The sequence below is a fragment of the Qipengyuania seohaensis genome, from assembly GCF_002795865.1.
GTDB classification, from domain to species: Bacteria; Pseudomonadota; Alphaproteobacteria; order Sphingomonadales; family Sphingomonadaceae; genus Qipengyuania; species Qipengyuania seohaensis.
In genome coordinates this window covers 1,291,823-1,305,304 of record NZ_CP024920.1, presented here as the reverse complement: position 1 = coordinate 1,305,304, position 13,482 = coordinate 1,291,823, and the positions used below count along the sequence as shown (strand labels likewise).

Sequence of the window (13,482 nt, the reverse complement as noted above, 5' to 3'; positions counted from 1 at the left end):
GGCGTCTTGCGCGTGTAAGACGCGAGGCTACCGGGATTGCACACACACAGGCGGGATACACCCTAGTGCTTATCACACTCTACCAGATCATCGAAATGCTCACGAGCGTGTTCGTGATGCTGATTATCATCCAGTTCATCATCGGGCTGTTGTTCGCCTTCAACGTGGTGGGCCGCAACGAATTCCTGATGAGCTTCTACGAAGGCATCAACCGCCTGCTTGATCCGGTGCTCCGCCCGATCCGCAACCTGCTGCCACAGACCGGGATGATCGATTTCTCACCGCTGGTGCTGATTATCCTGATGAACATCATCCTTATCGTCCTCGGGAACATCATCTACTCGCTATGACCGCTGAACGTATCGACGGAAAAGCCTTCGCCGCCCTCCTGAGGGAGCGTGTCGGCGCGCTTGCCGGGCAGTTTGAGCAGAAGGCGGGCCGCAAGGCCGGTCTCGCAGTCGTCCTGGTGGGCGAGGATCCTGCCAGCCAGGTCTATGTGCGCTCGAAACACAAGGCGACGGTGGCCGCGGGTATGGAAAGTTTCGAGCACCGCCTGCCGGTCGACACGAGCGAGGCGGATCTGCTGGCGCTGGTCGAACAGCTCAACGGCGACGACGCGGTCGACGGCATTCTTGTCCAGTTGCCCCTGCCCGACCATCTCGACGAACAGGCCGTTATCGCATCGATCAGTCCGGACAAGGACGTCGACGGTTTCCACGTGACCAATGCCGGACGGCTCGCTGTCGGGCAGCATGGCTTCGTGCCGTGTACGCCGCTTGGTTGCATGATGCTCCTGACCGACCGGCTCGGCGACCTGTCCGGGCTGGAGGCCGTCGTGATCGGCCGCTCCAACATCGTCGGCAAGCCGATGGCGCAGCTCCTGCTCGACGCAAACGCCACGGTCACGATCGCTCACAGCCGCACGAAGGACCTGCCGTCGGTGGTCAAGCGAGCCGATATCGTCGTGGCCGCTGTCGGCCGCGCTGAAATGGTCAAGGCGGAATGGCTCAAGGAAGGCGCGACGGTGATCGACGTCGGTATCAACCGCCTGCCGCCAGCCGAGGGCGAAGAGAAGGGTCGGCTCGTCGGCGATGTCGATTATGCGGGCGCCGAAGGTATCGCCGGCGCGATTACACCTGTTCCAGGAGGCGTCGGCCCGATGACGATCGCGGTCCTCCTGCGCAACACGCTGGTCGCTGCCCATCGCAATGCCGGGCTGGAAGTGCCGCAAAGCCTGTGAGCATGCGCCTCGCATTTGCCGCCTGCGCGCTGGCAGCCGTTGCAGCCTGTGCCCCGCTGCCGAACCAGCGCGACCCTTACGCGCGTTTGCTGACCCCGCGAGCCGAAGTGAGCAAGGTCATCGCGACCGAGCTCGCCTTTGCCCGCGCCGCACGCGAAGACGGTCAGTGGACCGCCTTCGCAGAGTACGCCGCCGATGGCGCCCTGCTGTTCGGTCGCAATGGTGCGGTGGAAGCCAAGCCGTGGCTCAAGACGCAGGTAAATCCTCCTAAAGCTGTCAGCTGGTCGCCGCATCGCGTCTGGTCAAGCTGCGATGGCTCGCTGGCCGTGACGCAGGGTGCTTTCAGCGATCCGGACGGATCCGTGGGCACGTTCAACACCGTCTGGCAACGACAGCGCAATGGCGATTACCGCTATGTGTTCGATTTCGGCGTCCCGCAGGATGAGGCGCCCCTCGCACCCGACTTGATCTCGAGCTCGGTCGCTGCGTGCGACGGCGAGGTCGGAGCGGGTGAGCCGGACAGCGCCGTTCCGCTGCGAGTGTCGAGGGACGGCACGCTGGCCTGGGGCTTCCAGACCATTGGTCAGGGTGAGCGTCGTTATGTCGTCTGGCTTGCTCGTGAAGAGGGCTGGGAGCAGGTCGTCAATGTTGCTCTCGCTGCGGGATCGGCGCAATGACCCAGCTGTTCGTTTCGGCATTCATCACGCTGTTCGTTGTCATCGACCCACCCGGCTGTGCGCCGATATATGCGGGTCTGACCAAGGGCGCGACCGCGGCGCAGCGGCGCAATATGGCCATTCGCGCGTGCTTCATCGCCGCCATCATCCTGCTTATCTTCGCCCTGTTCGGCGAAGACTTGCTGGGCGCTTTGCACATCGAACTCGACAGCTTCCGAATCGCCGGCGGCTTCATGCTGTTCTGGATCGCGTTTGAGATGGTGTTCGAAAAACGGACCCAGCGCCGCGAAGACCGCGCGCAAAAGGTCGCTGCAACACCTGAGGTCGAAGACGTCTCGGTATTCCCCATGGCCATGCCGATGCTTGCCGGGCCGGGAGCGATCGCTGCGATCATGCTGCTGATGAACGAGGCTACGGGGCTGGAGCAATCGCTCGTGGTGCTAGGAGCACTTGGCGCGGTGCTGTTCATCACCATGCTCGCGCTGGTGGCGGCAGGCCCGCTGATGAAGTTCTTCGGCGACCGCGTCGAAGCGGTTATCACACGGTTGCTCGGCGTGCTTCTGGCAGCGCTCGCGGCGCAATATGTGATCGACGGCTTGAAAGGCAGTTTCGGCCTTTGAGGCCTACTGCAGGGTCACGATCTCGTCATCGTCGTCGCGCAGCGCGAAAAACTGCATCAGCTGGATCATGAGCTCGCAACGCTCCGCAAGGTTAGGCGCTTCGAGCAGGGCCTGCTTGGCCGCGGAATCGAACGGAATGATCTGAGCGACCCCGTTGATCAGGGTTTCGTCATCCAGCCGTTCGACCGAATCCCAGTCCACGGTATATCCCTGCATGACGGCGAAACGCTTGGCCTCGAATTCGAAGGCGGCGCGTTCAACGCTGGACAGCACTTCGTTCTGCGGGTCCTCGATCAATTCGGCCTCGACCTGCCGGAATGCGGTCGTGACGTCGAGCTCGCGAAGCACCCTGAAGCGGGCTTCGCCTTCCAGTACGATATTGTAGCGTCCATCCTCCAGCGCCTCGACATCGCCGATGCGGCCCAGGCACCCTACCTCGTAGAGCGGGGAGTTCTCGCCCGACTTTTGCGGCTGGATCATCGCGATGAGGCGGTCCTTCGCCAACGCGCTGCCGACCAGGTCGCGATACCGCGGCTCGAAGATGTGGAGCGGCAGCTGCAATCCGGGAAACAGGATCGCACCGGGCAGGGGGAAAATGGAGAGTTTGCGGGCCAATAAATTATCCGAACAAGAGACGTGAAAGCTTGCGGCGCGTATCGACCACCCAGGGATCTTCGAGCCCGACCGCGCCGAAAATCTCGACCAGCTTGGCGCGTGCGGCGCCCTCGTTCCACTCCCGGTCCGCTTCGACCATCGCGAGCAATTCATCGGCCGCGGCGTCGCGATGCCCGGCCGCGAAAGCCGCTTCCGCATAGGCGAGGCGTGCATCCATGTCAGCGGGATTGGCTGCGGCCTTGTCTTTCAACCCGGCGAGTTCGCTATCGTCGACCTTGTTCCCGGCAAGCTCGAGGGCGCTTGCGGCGGCTTCGATCGCGGGATGTTCGGCCAGGGCGGGATTGCCTTTCGCCGCATCGAGGACTTTCTGCGCTTCTTCGATCTGGTCGGCTTGGGTCAGCGCGCGGATCAGGCCTGCGTGCGCTTCAGCATTGTCGGGAGCCATCTCGGTCACCTGCGCGAAAATGCCCGCAGCGCGCGGCGCATCGCCTTCGGTCAGGACCTGCTCGCCCATTGCCACGAACTGTTCGACCTGCTGAGCGGCCTGCGCTTGCGGGTCGCCAGCAGCGCCGGCCTGGACCGGCACCTGCGCCAGGATCTGGTCGAGCGTCTGCTTCAGCTGCGATTCGCTGCGCGCATTGGTAAGATCGGCGACCGGCTGACCCTGGAACATGGCATAGACGGTGGGGATCGATTGAACCTGGAATTGCGAGGCAATGAACTGTTCCTTGTCGACGTCGATCTTCTTCAGGACGACGCCCTTGTCGGCATACTCCGCCGCGACCTTTTCGAGCATGGGTGCCAGGGCTTTGCAGGGGCCGCACCAGTCGGCGTAGAAATCCAGGATCACCAGGCTGGTCATCGAAGGTTCGACCACGTCCTTCTTGAAACGCTCGACCGCCTTCTGCTCGTCGATGTTCAACCCCATGCTCGCCACGTGTACCGCCTTTCGATGATATAAACTGTCAGGCCACCCATGTGGGCCTTCGCGCGCAAATGTGAAGTACCGGGAGGCGCTGCACAAGGGCGGCAAGAAAGCTGCATTTTTTCTCTTGCGGGACTCATGCGGCGTTGCTAACTGCGCGCCTCCCCACCGGGCCAAGCGGCTCGGTAGAGCGTCAGTGAGCGGGCGTAGCTCAGGGGTAGAGCACAACCTTGCCAAGGTTGGGGTCGGGCGTTCGAATCGCCTCGCCCGCTCCATTTCTCCGAAAAATCCGATCTTCGACCTGCGAAAGCAGTGTCGTTTGTCGTGCCGTATGCACATTCGGCGGATTACGCTTGAATGCTCGGATTTGGCTGCTATTGGCCGCGATATGTTGTATCAAACCAAAAACGCCAAGCGCGCTCTTTTCGCCTCGCTCTCCACACTGGCGCTGATGGCAGCAGCCCCGGCGGCTGCGCAGGATGCCGATACACCATCGGAGGAATCCGAGGACGTGATCGACGATGTCCATGACCGCCGCATGGATTCGCGCAGCGTAATTATCGTCACGGCGGCGGGTCTGCGTCAGTTCGACCTGCTTGCAGGTACGAGCGTGATCGAAGGTGCGACACTCGATGCTAATCTCGATGGCCAGCTCGGCGAAGTTCTGACCAAGGTGCCGGGTGTGACCGCGACCGGCTTTGCCCCGGGCGCATCGCGGCCGATCCTGCGCGGATTTTCCGGCGAGCGGGTGAAGGTGCTGGTCGACGGGATCGGTGCGATCGACGTCTCCAACACCTCTGCCGACCATGCTGTATCGATCGACCCTCTCACTGCCGAAAGCATCGAGGTGCTGCGGGGGCCGGCTGTGCTTCTGTACGGTAGCCAGGCGATCGGCGGGGCGGTCAACGTGATCGACAAGCGCATTCCGCGGCGGGTTCCTAACGAGGCAGTTCATATTGACGCCATCGTGCGCGCGGACACGGCCAGCGACCTGCGGGAAACCGGTGCATCGATCGACGTTCCGCTGGGTGGCGGCTTCGTAACCCATGTCGATGGGTCCTATCGCACGACGAATGACCTCAGCGTCCCCGGTTTTGTCCTGTCCGACAGCCTCCGGTCCGAGCTTCTCGAAGAGGCCGATGAGGAGCAGGAAGAAGGGGAGTTCGAAGAGGCAGAGGAACTCCGCGAAGCAGCATTGGCCAGCGGCACGCTTTTCAATAGTGCTACCGAAACCTGGACCGCGAACGGCGGTTTTGCGTTCTTTCGCGACGATTCGCACCTAGGCGTATCGGTCGGCATCTACGACACTTTCTATGGTGTCCCGATCCGCCCCGGTGCCGGACACCACCATGGCGAAGAAGAAGAGGGCGGCGAGGCGGAGCTTGAGGAGGAAGGTCCCGAGACCGTCAATATCGGCCTTCGCCAATACCGCGCCGACCTCCGCAGCGAGATCGCACTTGGCGAAGGTGCGTTCGAGCGCCTGCGTATACGTGCGGGCTATTCCGACTACACCCATACCGAGTTCGAGGGTGATGAAGTCGGCACGGTCTTCGACGTGCAGGGGATGGAAGCGCGCGCCGAGCTGATCCAGAACCCGAACGGTCGCTGGCGCGGTTCGCTCGGGCTGCAGTATTATTTCCGCGACTTCTTCGCCGAAGGTGAAGAGGCTTATGTCGCCCCGAACCGCACCGAACAACTCTCGCTGTTCGCGCTGCAGGAATATGGCGACGGCCCGATCCAGCTGGAAGGCGCACTTCGCTACGAAAAGACCAATGTCGATTCGGTGCCGCTAGGAGTGGAACGCGACTTCGACGCATTCTCTGGCGCAGTCGGCCTCGCGTATGATGGTCCGCAGGCTTTCCGTGCCGGAGTGAACTTGTCCCGTGTTGCACGCGCGCCGAGTGCCGAGGAACTCTTTTCGAACGGACCGCACATCGCGACCCAGCAGTTCGAGATCGGCGATGTGGACCTCGGCATGGAGCGTGCCTGGGGTGCGGAAATCTTCGCGCGAGGCAGGCTCGGCGATGTCGAGTTCAGCATCGCCGCATTCAAGAACTGGTTCGACGACTACATCTATCTTTCCGAAACCGGCGAAGAGGAAGACGATCTGCCGGTGTTCGAATACCTTCAGCAGGATGCGACCTACCAAGGTATCGAAGGCGAGGTTATCTGGCGTTTCCTGGATACCGGCAACCTTGCCCTGACAGCCGATCTGCGCGGCGAATTCGTGGATGCCGAATTGTCCGACGGTTCGAACGTGCCGCGCATTCCGCCCCTCAGCCTGATGGGCGCTCTCGAAGCGTCGACCGGTTCACTGGACCTTCGCGGCGAAGTAGAGTGGGCCGATAGCCAGGACGATGTGGCCGCTTTCGAGACCGCGACCGAAGGATTCACTTTCGTGAACGCCATTGCGACGTGGCGGCCGATCGCTGCCAATCCATCCGTCAGCGTCATCGTCAAAGCCGAGAACATCTTTGATGTAACTGGTCGCCGCCACGCCAGCTTCACGAAGGATTTCGTGCCGATGGCGGGCCGCAACTTCAGTGCCAGCCTGAGACTGAGCTACTGATCGCCGGATTACTCCTCTAGGGCAAAGGTGAGGGCGGCATGTTCACGCAGCCGCTCCACCAAATCCTCGCCAAGGAATGATCCCGGCGTACCAACGCCGCCTTCGGCCTTGCTTTCGAGCAAGGCCATCCCGGTCTCCCCGAGCATGCGGCTGGTCGAACCATAGCCCGGATCGTATTTGCCCTTCACACCGTATTTGATGCGCTTGCCATCAGGATATTCTCCGACGAACAGCACGTCGTAAAAGCCGTTCTCACGCTCTTCCGCCGTTGGCCCATCGCCCGGCTTGGGCGGCTTGGCCCCGAACGGGTTCTTGGCAAGTTCGACCATCGCGTTGGCGGCTGCCTTCCCGGCATCGCCCGGGCTGGTGAGCACCATTTCGTCGTAGCGGAAGTCTTCGCCGTACGGATGGCCGCGCAAGAAGTTCGTGCGGTGGACATTCTTGGTGTTGATCGGCGCCATGACGAAAGGCGCCGCCCACTTGCCGATCTCGTCTTCGTAGCGCGGGATCATGCCCGAAGGCTGGTCAGGCCCGTCGAAGCCGGGGGTCAGCGCGAAGGGATCGCGCAGAACGTTGATCACCTTGGGGTTCTTCATTGCGGCCTTCATCGTGGCACCGAGGCTGGCTGCGGTGCCCCCCGAAAAGGTGCCTTGCATCGCGCGGACACGTCCTTTCACGCGCGGTACCGGCGAACCATGAGCGGCCTTGGCTTCCTTCTGCAGCATGAGGACGCCGAGATCGAAAGGGATGGAATCGAAGCCGGACGAGAAACAGATCCGCGCGCCGCTCGCCTTTGCTGCCTCGTGGTGCTTGGCAATCTGTTCGGCCATCCATGCGGGCTCACCGCACAAATCCGCATAATCCGTGCCGGTCTTGACGCAGGCTTCGACCAGGGCGTCGCCATAAAGCTGGTAGGGTCCCACTGTGGTGAGCACGACTTTCGTCCGCTTGCACATGGCTTCCAAGCTGGCGGGGTCCGAGGCGTCTGCCACGATCATCGGAGTGGTTGTCGGTGCGCCGATCTCTTCGCGAACCGCGGTCAGCTTGTCCTCACTGCGGCCCGCCATTGCCCATTTAGGCGCATCGTCGCGATCGCCGTATTCGCGAACGAAATGCTCTGCAACGAGCCGTCCGGTATACCCGGTTGCCCCATAAACGATGATGTCGAATTCGCGATCGGCCATGTCACTCTCCTCTTTGAAGAGGAGATGTGGGCCGAGCGAAGGCCAGAGTCAAAGACGCAGCGTCAGCGCCGCCCGGCTAGAGCCGCGGAAGGGTCACGCCGCGCTGGCCCATGTATTTGCCTGCCCGGTCCCGATAGCTCGTTTCGCAGCGCTCGTTACCCTTAAGGAAGAGGAACTGGCACGCGCCTTCATTGGCATAGATCTTGGCGGGCAAGGGGGTGGTGTTGGAAAACTCCAGCGTCACATGACCTTCCCAGCCCGGTTCGAGAGGAGTGACGTTCACGATGATCCCGCAGCGCGCATAGGTGCTCTTGCCGAGGCAGATCACCAGCACGTCTTCAGGCACGCGAAAATATTCGACCGTACGCGCCAGGGCAAAACTGTTCGGCGGAATGATACAGCAGTCGGTCTTCTTGTCGACGAAGCTGTTGGCAGCAAAATCCTTCGGATCGACGATCGCGCTGTCGATATTCGTGAAGATCTTGAACTCGTCCGCCACTCGTGCGTCGTAGCCATAGGAAGACAGGCCGTAGCTGATTGTGCCGTCGCGCCTCTGGCTTTCGACGAAGGGCTCGATCATGCCTTCCGTGGTTGCCTTGTCGCGGATCCATTTGTCGGAGAGAATCGCCATGCGACTGTGATTCCCCAAGCCGTCCCCACGGGCAAGGACGGAAGGGAATTAATCCCCTTCCGTCTGAAGCTGCACACTCTCAGGCAGCGGAGAAGAACCCGCTCTCTTCCCAGCGTTGAAGCTCGCGGTTGTAGACGAACTCGATCCAGTCGTAGGCGTCGACGAGCATGCGCGTGGCCGGGACAGCGTAGGACGGCGAAGCACCCTTTTCGAAGCGGAACGAGCCCGTCGCCACATCTTTCGTGATGCGTACACGTTGCCCATCTGAGTAACCGTACTCCGCTCCTCCCGAAGGGTTTCGCGAAAGGACCATGTCGGCGATGATGGTGTTTTCGAGACCGATGGACATCAGCGGTGATGTCACCTTGATTTCCCCGGATCCGCCGAAGGTCGGAGGCCTGTACCAGCCGCGTGCCCAATAGCTCGATGAAGCTGTCGCTTTTTCAAAAGTGACTAGGGGCATCGACACCGGATCGTCTCCGCCGTTCGGTACGCGGCCAGTTGCAAATTCGCCCTCGACATGAAGCGCGCACGTGCGGTCGATATAGCCGTTCCAGTGCACTCCCAGCCATTGCCGATCGGCCAGCTGCGCTTCGCGGGTGCGGCGTTGCCTGAGGGTGATCGCAATGTTGGCAGGTGGCAACTGATAGATCCCGGCAGGGGCTCCGGCTACTTGCTCGGTCAAGGATGCGACCCCGTCGATGCTGAGCGCGTGGATCGATTGCTTCTGGTCGAGCACGGCTTCGATCACCAGATCGACATCGCGCAAGGCCTGTCCGGTCCAGCCGGGCAATCCTATCGGCGAGTCCACCGCACGAATGGTGCCGCCAACCCAGCTGAAGAAGCGAAGCCAGCCGATGTTCCGAAACTCGCACTGGTCGAGCCGGGTAAGGGGCGGGGCCTCCCGGATGTCGCGCGTTGGCCAGAGGATGTTGTATGCGATTGCGTCGGTCGCACCGCTACCCAAGGCCATATGATCGCAATCGTGCCATATGCAGTTGCGGTAGATCGCACGCGATTTCCCGACGTCTTCCTGCGCCTGAAAGCAGTCCCCGAAGCTGCAATCGGATGCGATTACCTCTACATTGCATCCCGGGTTGAAAGCGCTGCCATTGGTGGTGGCGAACCGGCATCTTTCGAGGAGGACTTTCTCGGCCATGTCGAGAGCACCGCCGAGGTAGAAAATCTCCCCCTTCCAGCCGACCATGTCCGTGTCGCGGCAGACGATCTCGCCAAGATAGCAGTCCTGCGCCCAAAGTGCCTTGTCGGTGATGTCCCAACCGTCGCCGGAAAGCGGATCGGCCGGCCAGCCATAAGCGCCGGTGTGCTGGCGATTGCCCTGCAAGATCAAGCGATCGAGTTCGACGCGACCAATGGCACGAGCTCCTTGGCCCGGGTCGGATGCATCCCCTTGCAGGAAAATTCCGCCACCGCGCCACACAGCGAGTGCGGGGTCGTCGGAGGCGGTGGGCACCAGTTGCCAATCGGTTTCCGGGTCGGCGCCGTCGACGCCTCGGAAATCGAGGATCGAGCGTTCGGAAGCCTTGCCGATCAGGGCAAGGGATTTGCGAATGACGAGAGGGTGCCCGTCCTCCGCCCGTGTGTCGCCTGCTGGCGCAACGCGCACCGGGCAGTCCACCCGGTATCGTGACGCTTCGAAGGTCACGGCGCGTGCCCCGATCTCTTCGGCATAATCGATTGCGGCCTGGATTGCCGGCTGGTCATTCGTCGCTGTATCTCCGAGTGCGCCGCATTGCTCCACGGCGATCTCGCCGCTCGCCGGCAGGAGCCGGAAGGTGCGACCGTCCGATGCCCGGAAGGTACAGGAAGGGTGCGCGGAGTGTAGGCCGTCCGAACAAAATTCGTCCGACACGTACGTACCGGCGCCTTTGCCGGGACGCAGAAAGCCGCTCGTCTCTAAGCGATCGACACCGCGCGGAAACGACCGTCTTCCAAGATCTACGAACAGGCTTGGGAGACATTGCGCTGCCCGGTGCGCGAGGCCCAGCGTCGCCATGGAGATCGCGTTCATTGCGAAAGCCTGTATTCGAGGGTTCCGGATACCAGCGAGCAATCCAGCCATAGCGCCGCGCTGTCTTCGCATTCCTGCCAGACGACTTCACATGCGGGAGCTGAAAAGACTGCCCATGTCGAACCAGCCGCAGTCAGCGGGTGCAAGGTGACGCCGCCATCTGTCGATCGGACCACCCGGACGGTTCCATCGAAGTCTCCCGACAGCGTGCAATAGACCGGTGCGAAGGGAGCCGGCTCGAACGGCCCCATGAGACTGGATACAAGCGTCGATCCTTCGAGTGCTGCGGGCACCTGGGCCGACGCGGGGCGTGTAGGCAGCGGACGCTCGTTCGAGATGACTGCGCAATGGCCCTCGCCATCTTCGAAGCCGAGCGCGAAAACGGGGGCGAAACCTCCGGGCGACTGGATAGGTGTGGAGCTGCTCATAGGTTTGGTTTCTCCTGAGATTTACAGAAACCAAATTGGTTATTGTTGCGATACGCTGTAGGAAAATGGTTTTTACCTGCGGCTTTGACTGCAAGGGTCCGGCGATGAAGATCGCGGTTTTTCATCCGGGCATGCAGCACAGCAGGCAGACCGCGCTCGCCCTTCAGCAGCTTGACCAGCTGGCTTTTCTCGCCACTGGAATTTTCGATCACGAACGAAGCCGTTGGAGACGCGCATCTGCTTTCGCGCCAGCGTGGGTCCGGCGGCGTGTCGATACGCAATTCGGCCGATTTGCCACGCCCGGGCTGGACCCGGAACTGATACGGGCGTTCCCGCTGTACGAGTTGCCCGAGCGGGTCCTCGCCAAAGCTGGGTTTGCGGTCCTGGCACGGACCTTCGACCGGAAGGCGAACGACCGTTTCGGCGCGAAGGTCGCCAATATGGCGCAAGCCCATGGGGCAGCTGCACTATGGGGCTATGACAATTCCTCGCTTTCTGCCTTCACCGACCCGGACAGCGCCAGCTCGGTAAAGATCCTCGATCGGACCATCGCCGACTGGAGAGAGTGGAACGCGATCGTCGGAAGGATCGAGGATACGCATGGCGAATGGCTGGATCCCTCGATCAGTCGGGCCCCTGAATGGCTGATCCAGCGCGGTGAGGCTGAATTTGAGGCAGCCGACCACATCCTTTGCGCAAGTGATTTCGTGATCGATACGATTGTGAAGCATTCCGCAACCGCAGGGGTGGAGCGCAAGATTCGCCACCTTCCCTATTGCTTCGATCCAACCGCATACGGTTCGCTGCCGCCGCCCGAATTGCGTGCCAGTCACGAGCCGGTGCGCTTCCTCTTTGCCGGCCAGCTTTCCGCACGCAAAGGCATCCAGCATGTAATCGAGGCGGCGAACCTCCTGTCTCCGCAAGTTGCTACTGTCACATGTGCCGGTCCCTCTCAGGTGCCCGAGGCAGTGCTGGGGAAATTTTCGGATCGGGTCCGGCTTCTTGGCAATGTGCCGCGGCAGGAAATGCCTGCCATCATGGCACAACACGACGTCCTGTTACTTCCGAGCTACTTCGAGGGCTCCGCCATCGTTCTCTTGGAAGCCATGGCCGCGGGCATGGCAATTATCTCCACTCCGCAAGCCGGAGCAGGTCCGACCGCGTTGAGTGGGATCAGGATGAAAAGGCCCGACACCGACTTGCTCGTTTCAGCGATGACGGACCTGGCCGAAGACAGGGAAAGGCTGCTGGAAATGCGCCAGGCGGCCCGTCTCGAAGCGCGGGCATATGATCACGAATCGTATTGCAGGAATATCGAGGGCTTGCTGGCCGAAATCGGCCTCTAGGCCAGCAATTCTTCCATCGTTTCCTCGAAGGCGTCGACCACGGTGATCTTGGACCACCTGTTCCGGGCAACTTCGAGCGCCCGCTCGCCCATCAAGGCGCATGCATGGCGATCATTTGCCAATCTTGCGATTGCCCAGGCGAGCGCTTCCGCATCGCCTGGCGGGACGACGGCGCCAGCTCCGTCCAGTTCTTCGGCGAGCCCGGAATCCCGTGCGGTGGTGGCGATGGTCGGGCGGCCCGAAGCCAGCATATTGCCAAGCTTCGACGGCAACATCAGGTCCTTGGTGCCGGTAACCTGGGGGAGAAGGTGCAGGTCCGCAAAGTGCAAGAGGTCACCGACATCTTCACTCGGCTGCAGGGAGTGGAGGGTCACATTGTCCAGGCCTTGCGCCAAATCCGCCAACCTGTTCCGGTTCGGCCCTTCTCCGCAGATCACGAAGTGTATATCGGACCTGTCCGACAAAACTCGTGCAGCCTCTATTACGACATCGAGGCCCTGCTTGTTTGCGATATTTCCCGAATAAAGCGCGACGAAGCGCCCGCCCAGTTTCCATTCTTCGCGAAAATTCCGCCGGCCCCCGGCCTTGTCGTGATTGGCCCAGTTGCGCAGTTCCCGAATGCGATTGGCGGGCACGCCCTTGTCGATCAGCAGTTGCTGCATCGGCTTGCTGATTGTCGACACGACATCGGCTGCAGCGAGTATCCGCTTTTCGAACTTCAGTGCTGCGTCACCGACCGCACCTGCGTTGAGAAGGCCGGTTGCCAATGCAGCGCCCACCTCGAAATCCTGGACATGCAGCCACAACGGAACCTTGGATCGCCTCGCCATCCTTGCCGCGACAGGCGCCGCAATAAGCGATGGGGCGACAGTAAAGACGAGATCCGGCTGAAGCTCCCGGCGCGCATGTCGCGCAGCCGGGTAGCAGCTGCTTGCGAAGCTGAGGTGATGGGCCAGCCTGCGTTTACCGGTCGGATTGCTCGGGATGTAATGAGGGCAACGGGTGACGGTAATGCCATCCTCCGTGGCGGTCTTCCATCGGCCGCGGAAGAAGGAGTGCATCTTCCATTCCGGGTAATAGGGCTGCCCGACAACTGCATGGATCCGGTGCCCGCGCTCGGCAAGAGCAGTCATGAGACCTGTGCTGTATGGACCAATTCCGATCGGCTCGGGCGCGTAGTTCAGCCCGACAAACAAGATCTTCCGTTTGTTCATC

Annotated in this window: 14 protein-coding genes and 1 tRNA gene; 7 read left to right on the top strand and 8 right to left on the bottom strand. The window is 61.6% G+C overall.

From position 1 onward, the window contains the following. The first annotated feature begins 65 nt into the window (after positions 1–65). The 4 genes from CVE41_RS06385 to CVE41_RS06370 are packed head-to-tail and all read left to right on the top strand — an operon-like array spanning position 66 to position 2,537. The gene (locus CVE41_RS06385) at positions 66–350 is read left to right on the top strand and encodes a YggT family protein (protein WP_232725818.1); all 285 of its coding nucleotides are present in this window, start codon (positions 66–68) and stop codon (positions 348–350) included. Next, the gene (gene folD, locus CVE41_RS06380) at positions 347–1,240 is read left to right on the top strand and encodes a bifunctional methylenetetrahydrofolate dehydrogenase/methenyltetrahydrofolate cyclohydrolase FolD (protein WP_100259912.1); all 894 of its coding nucleotides are present in this window, start codon (positions 347–349) and stop codon (positions 1,238–1,240) included. The genes CVE41_RS06385 and folD overlap by 4 nt, the downstream gene beginning before the upstream one ends. Beyond that, the gene (locus CVE41_RS06375) at positions 1,237–1,917 is read left to right on the top strand and encodes a hypothetical protein (protein ID WP_157799426.1); all 681 of its coding nucleotides are present in this window, start codon (positions 1,237–1,239) and stop codon (positions 1,915–1,917) included. The genes folD and CVE41_RS06375 overlap by 4 nt, the downstream gene beginning before the upstream one ends. After that, complete coding sequence (locus CVE41_RS06370; protein WP_100259910.1) at positions 1,914–2,537, top strand: MarC family protein; 624 nt, start codon at positions 1,914–1,916, stop codon at positions 2,535–2,537. Before CVE41_RS06375 ends, CVE41_RS06370 begins: the two co-directional genes overlap by 4 nt. Before the next feature lie 3 nt (positions 2,538–2,540). Here the strand turns inward: CVE41_RS06370 and CVE41_RS06365 are convergent, their stop codons facing one another. Then, complete coding sequence (locus CVE41_RS06365; RefSeq protein WP_100259909.1) at positions 2,541–3,152, bottom strand: LON peptidase substrate-binding domain-containing protein; 612 nt, start codon at positions 3,150–3,152, stop codon at positions 2,541–2,543. A 4-nt stretch (positions 3,153–3,156) separates the two neighbouring features. Next, the gene (locus CVE41_RS06360) at positions 3,157–4,080 is read right to left on the bottom strand and encodes a tetratricopeptide repeat protein (protein WP_100259908.1); all 924 of its coding nucleotides are present in this window, start codon (positions 4,078–4,080) and stop codon (positions 3,157–3,159) included. A gap of 197 nt (positions 4,081–4,277) precedes the next feature. Between CVE41_RS06360 and CVE41_RS06355 the strand changes: the two genes are divergently transcribed. Further along, a tRNA-Gly gene (locus CVE41_RS06355) sits at positions 4,278–4,352 on the top strand. 113 nt (positions 4,353–4,465) lie between these two features. Beyond that, positions 4,466–6,646 (top strand): TonB-dependent receptor, encoded by a 2,181-nt coding sequence (locus tag CVE41_RS06350; protein WP_100259907.1) that lies wholly within the window; start codon positions 4,466–4,468, stop codon positions 6,644–6,646. An 8-nt stretch (positions 6,647–6,654) separates the two neighbouring features. Here the strand turns inward: CVE41_RS06350 and CVE41_RS06345 are convergent, their stop codons facing one another. The 5 genes from CVE41_RS06345 to CVE41_RS14725 form a co-directional block, all read right to left on the bottom strand. Beyond that, positions 6,655–7,830 carry a saccharopine dehydrogenase family protein gene (locus CVE41_RS06345; protein ID WP_100259906.1) on the bottom strand — a complete coding sequence of 392 codons (1,176 nt, stop codon included), beginning with the start codon at positions 7,828–7,830 and terminating at the stop codon, positions 6,655–6,657. Positions 7,831–7,906: 76 nt separating this feature from the next. Continuing rightward, positions 7,907–8,461 carry a dCTP deaminase gene (gene dcd, locus CVE41_RS06340; RefSeq protein ID WP_100259905.1) on the bottom strand — a complete coding sequence of 185 codons (555 nt, stop codon included), beginning with the start codon at positions 8,459–8,461 and terminating at the stop codon, positions 7,907–7,909. Between the two features lie 79 nt (positions 8,462–8,540). Continuing rightward, the gene (locus CVE41_RS06335; RefSeq protein ID WP_100259904.1) at positions 8,541–10,493 is read right to left on the bottom strand and encodes a hypothetical protein; all 1,953 of its coding nucleotides are present in this window, start codon (positions 10,491–10,493) and stop codon (positions 8,541–8,543) included. Beyond that, positions 10,490–10,921 (bottom strand): hypothetical protein, encoded by a 432-nt coding sequence (locus CVE41_RS06330; RefSeq protein ID WP_100259903.1) that lies wholly within the window; start codon positions 10,919–10,921, stop codon positions 10,490–10,492. The genes CVE41_RS06335 and CVE41_RS06330 overlap by 4 nt, the downstream gene beginning before the upstream one ends. Next, positions 10,918–11,376 carry a hypothetical protein gene (locus tag CVE41_RS14725; RefSeq protein ID WP_232725817.1) on the bottom strand — a complete coding sequence of 153 codons (459 nt, stop codon included), beginning with the start codon at positions 11,374–11,376 and terminating at the stop codon, positions 10,918–10,920. Before CVE41_RS14725 ends, CVE41_RS06330 begins: the two co-directional genes overlap by 4 nt. Here CVE41_RS14725 and CVE41_RS06325 point away from each other — a divergent pair. Beyond that, a complete protein-coding gene (locus tag CVE41_RS06325; protein ID WP_198507739.1) occupies positions 11,362–12,267 on the top strand; it encodes a glycosyltransferase family 4 protein in 906 nt (301 codons plus the stop codon). The genes CVE41_RS14725 and CVE41_RS06325 overlap by 15 nt on opposite strands. On the opposite strand, the gene CVE41_RS06320 is transcribed toward CVE41_RS06325, so the two are convergent. Then, positions 12,264–13,481, bottom strand: coding sequence for a WcaI family glycosyltransferase (locus CVE41_RS06320; protein WP_100259901.1), 1,218 nt, complete (start codon positions 13,479–13,481; stop codon positions 12,264–12,266). The two genes, CVE41_RS06325 and CVE41_RS06320, sit on opposite strands and share 4 nt — an antisense overlap. Between the last annotated feature and the right edge of the window lies 1 nt (position 13,482).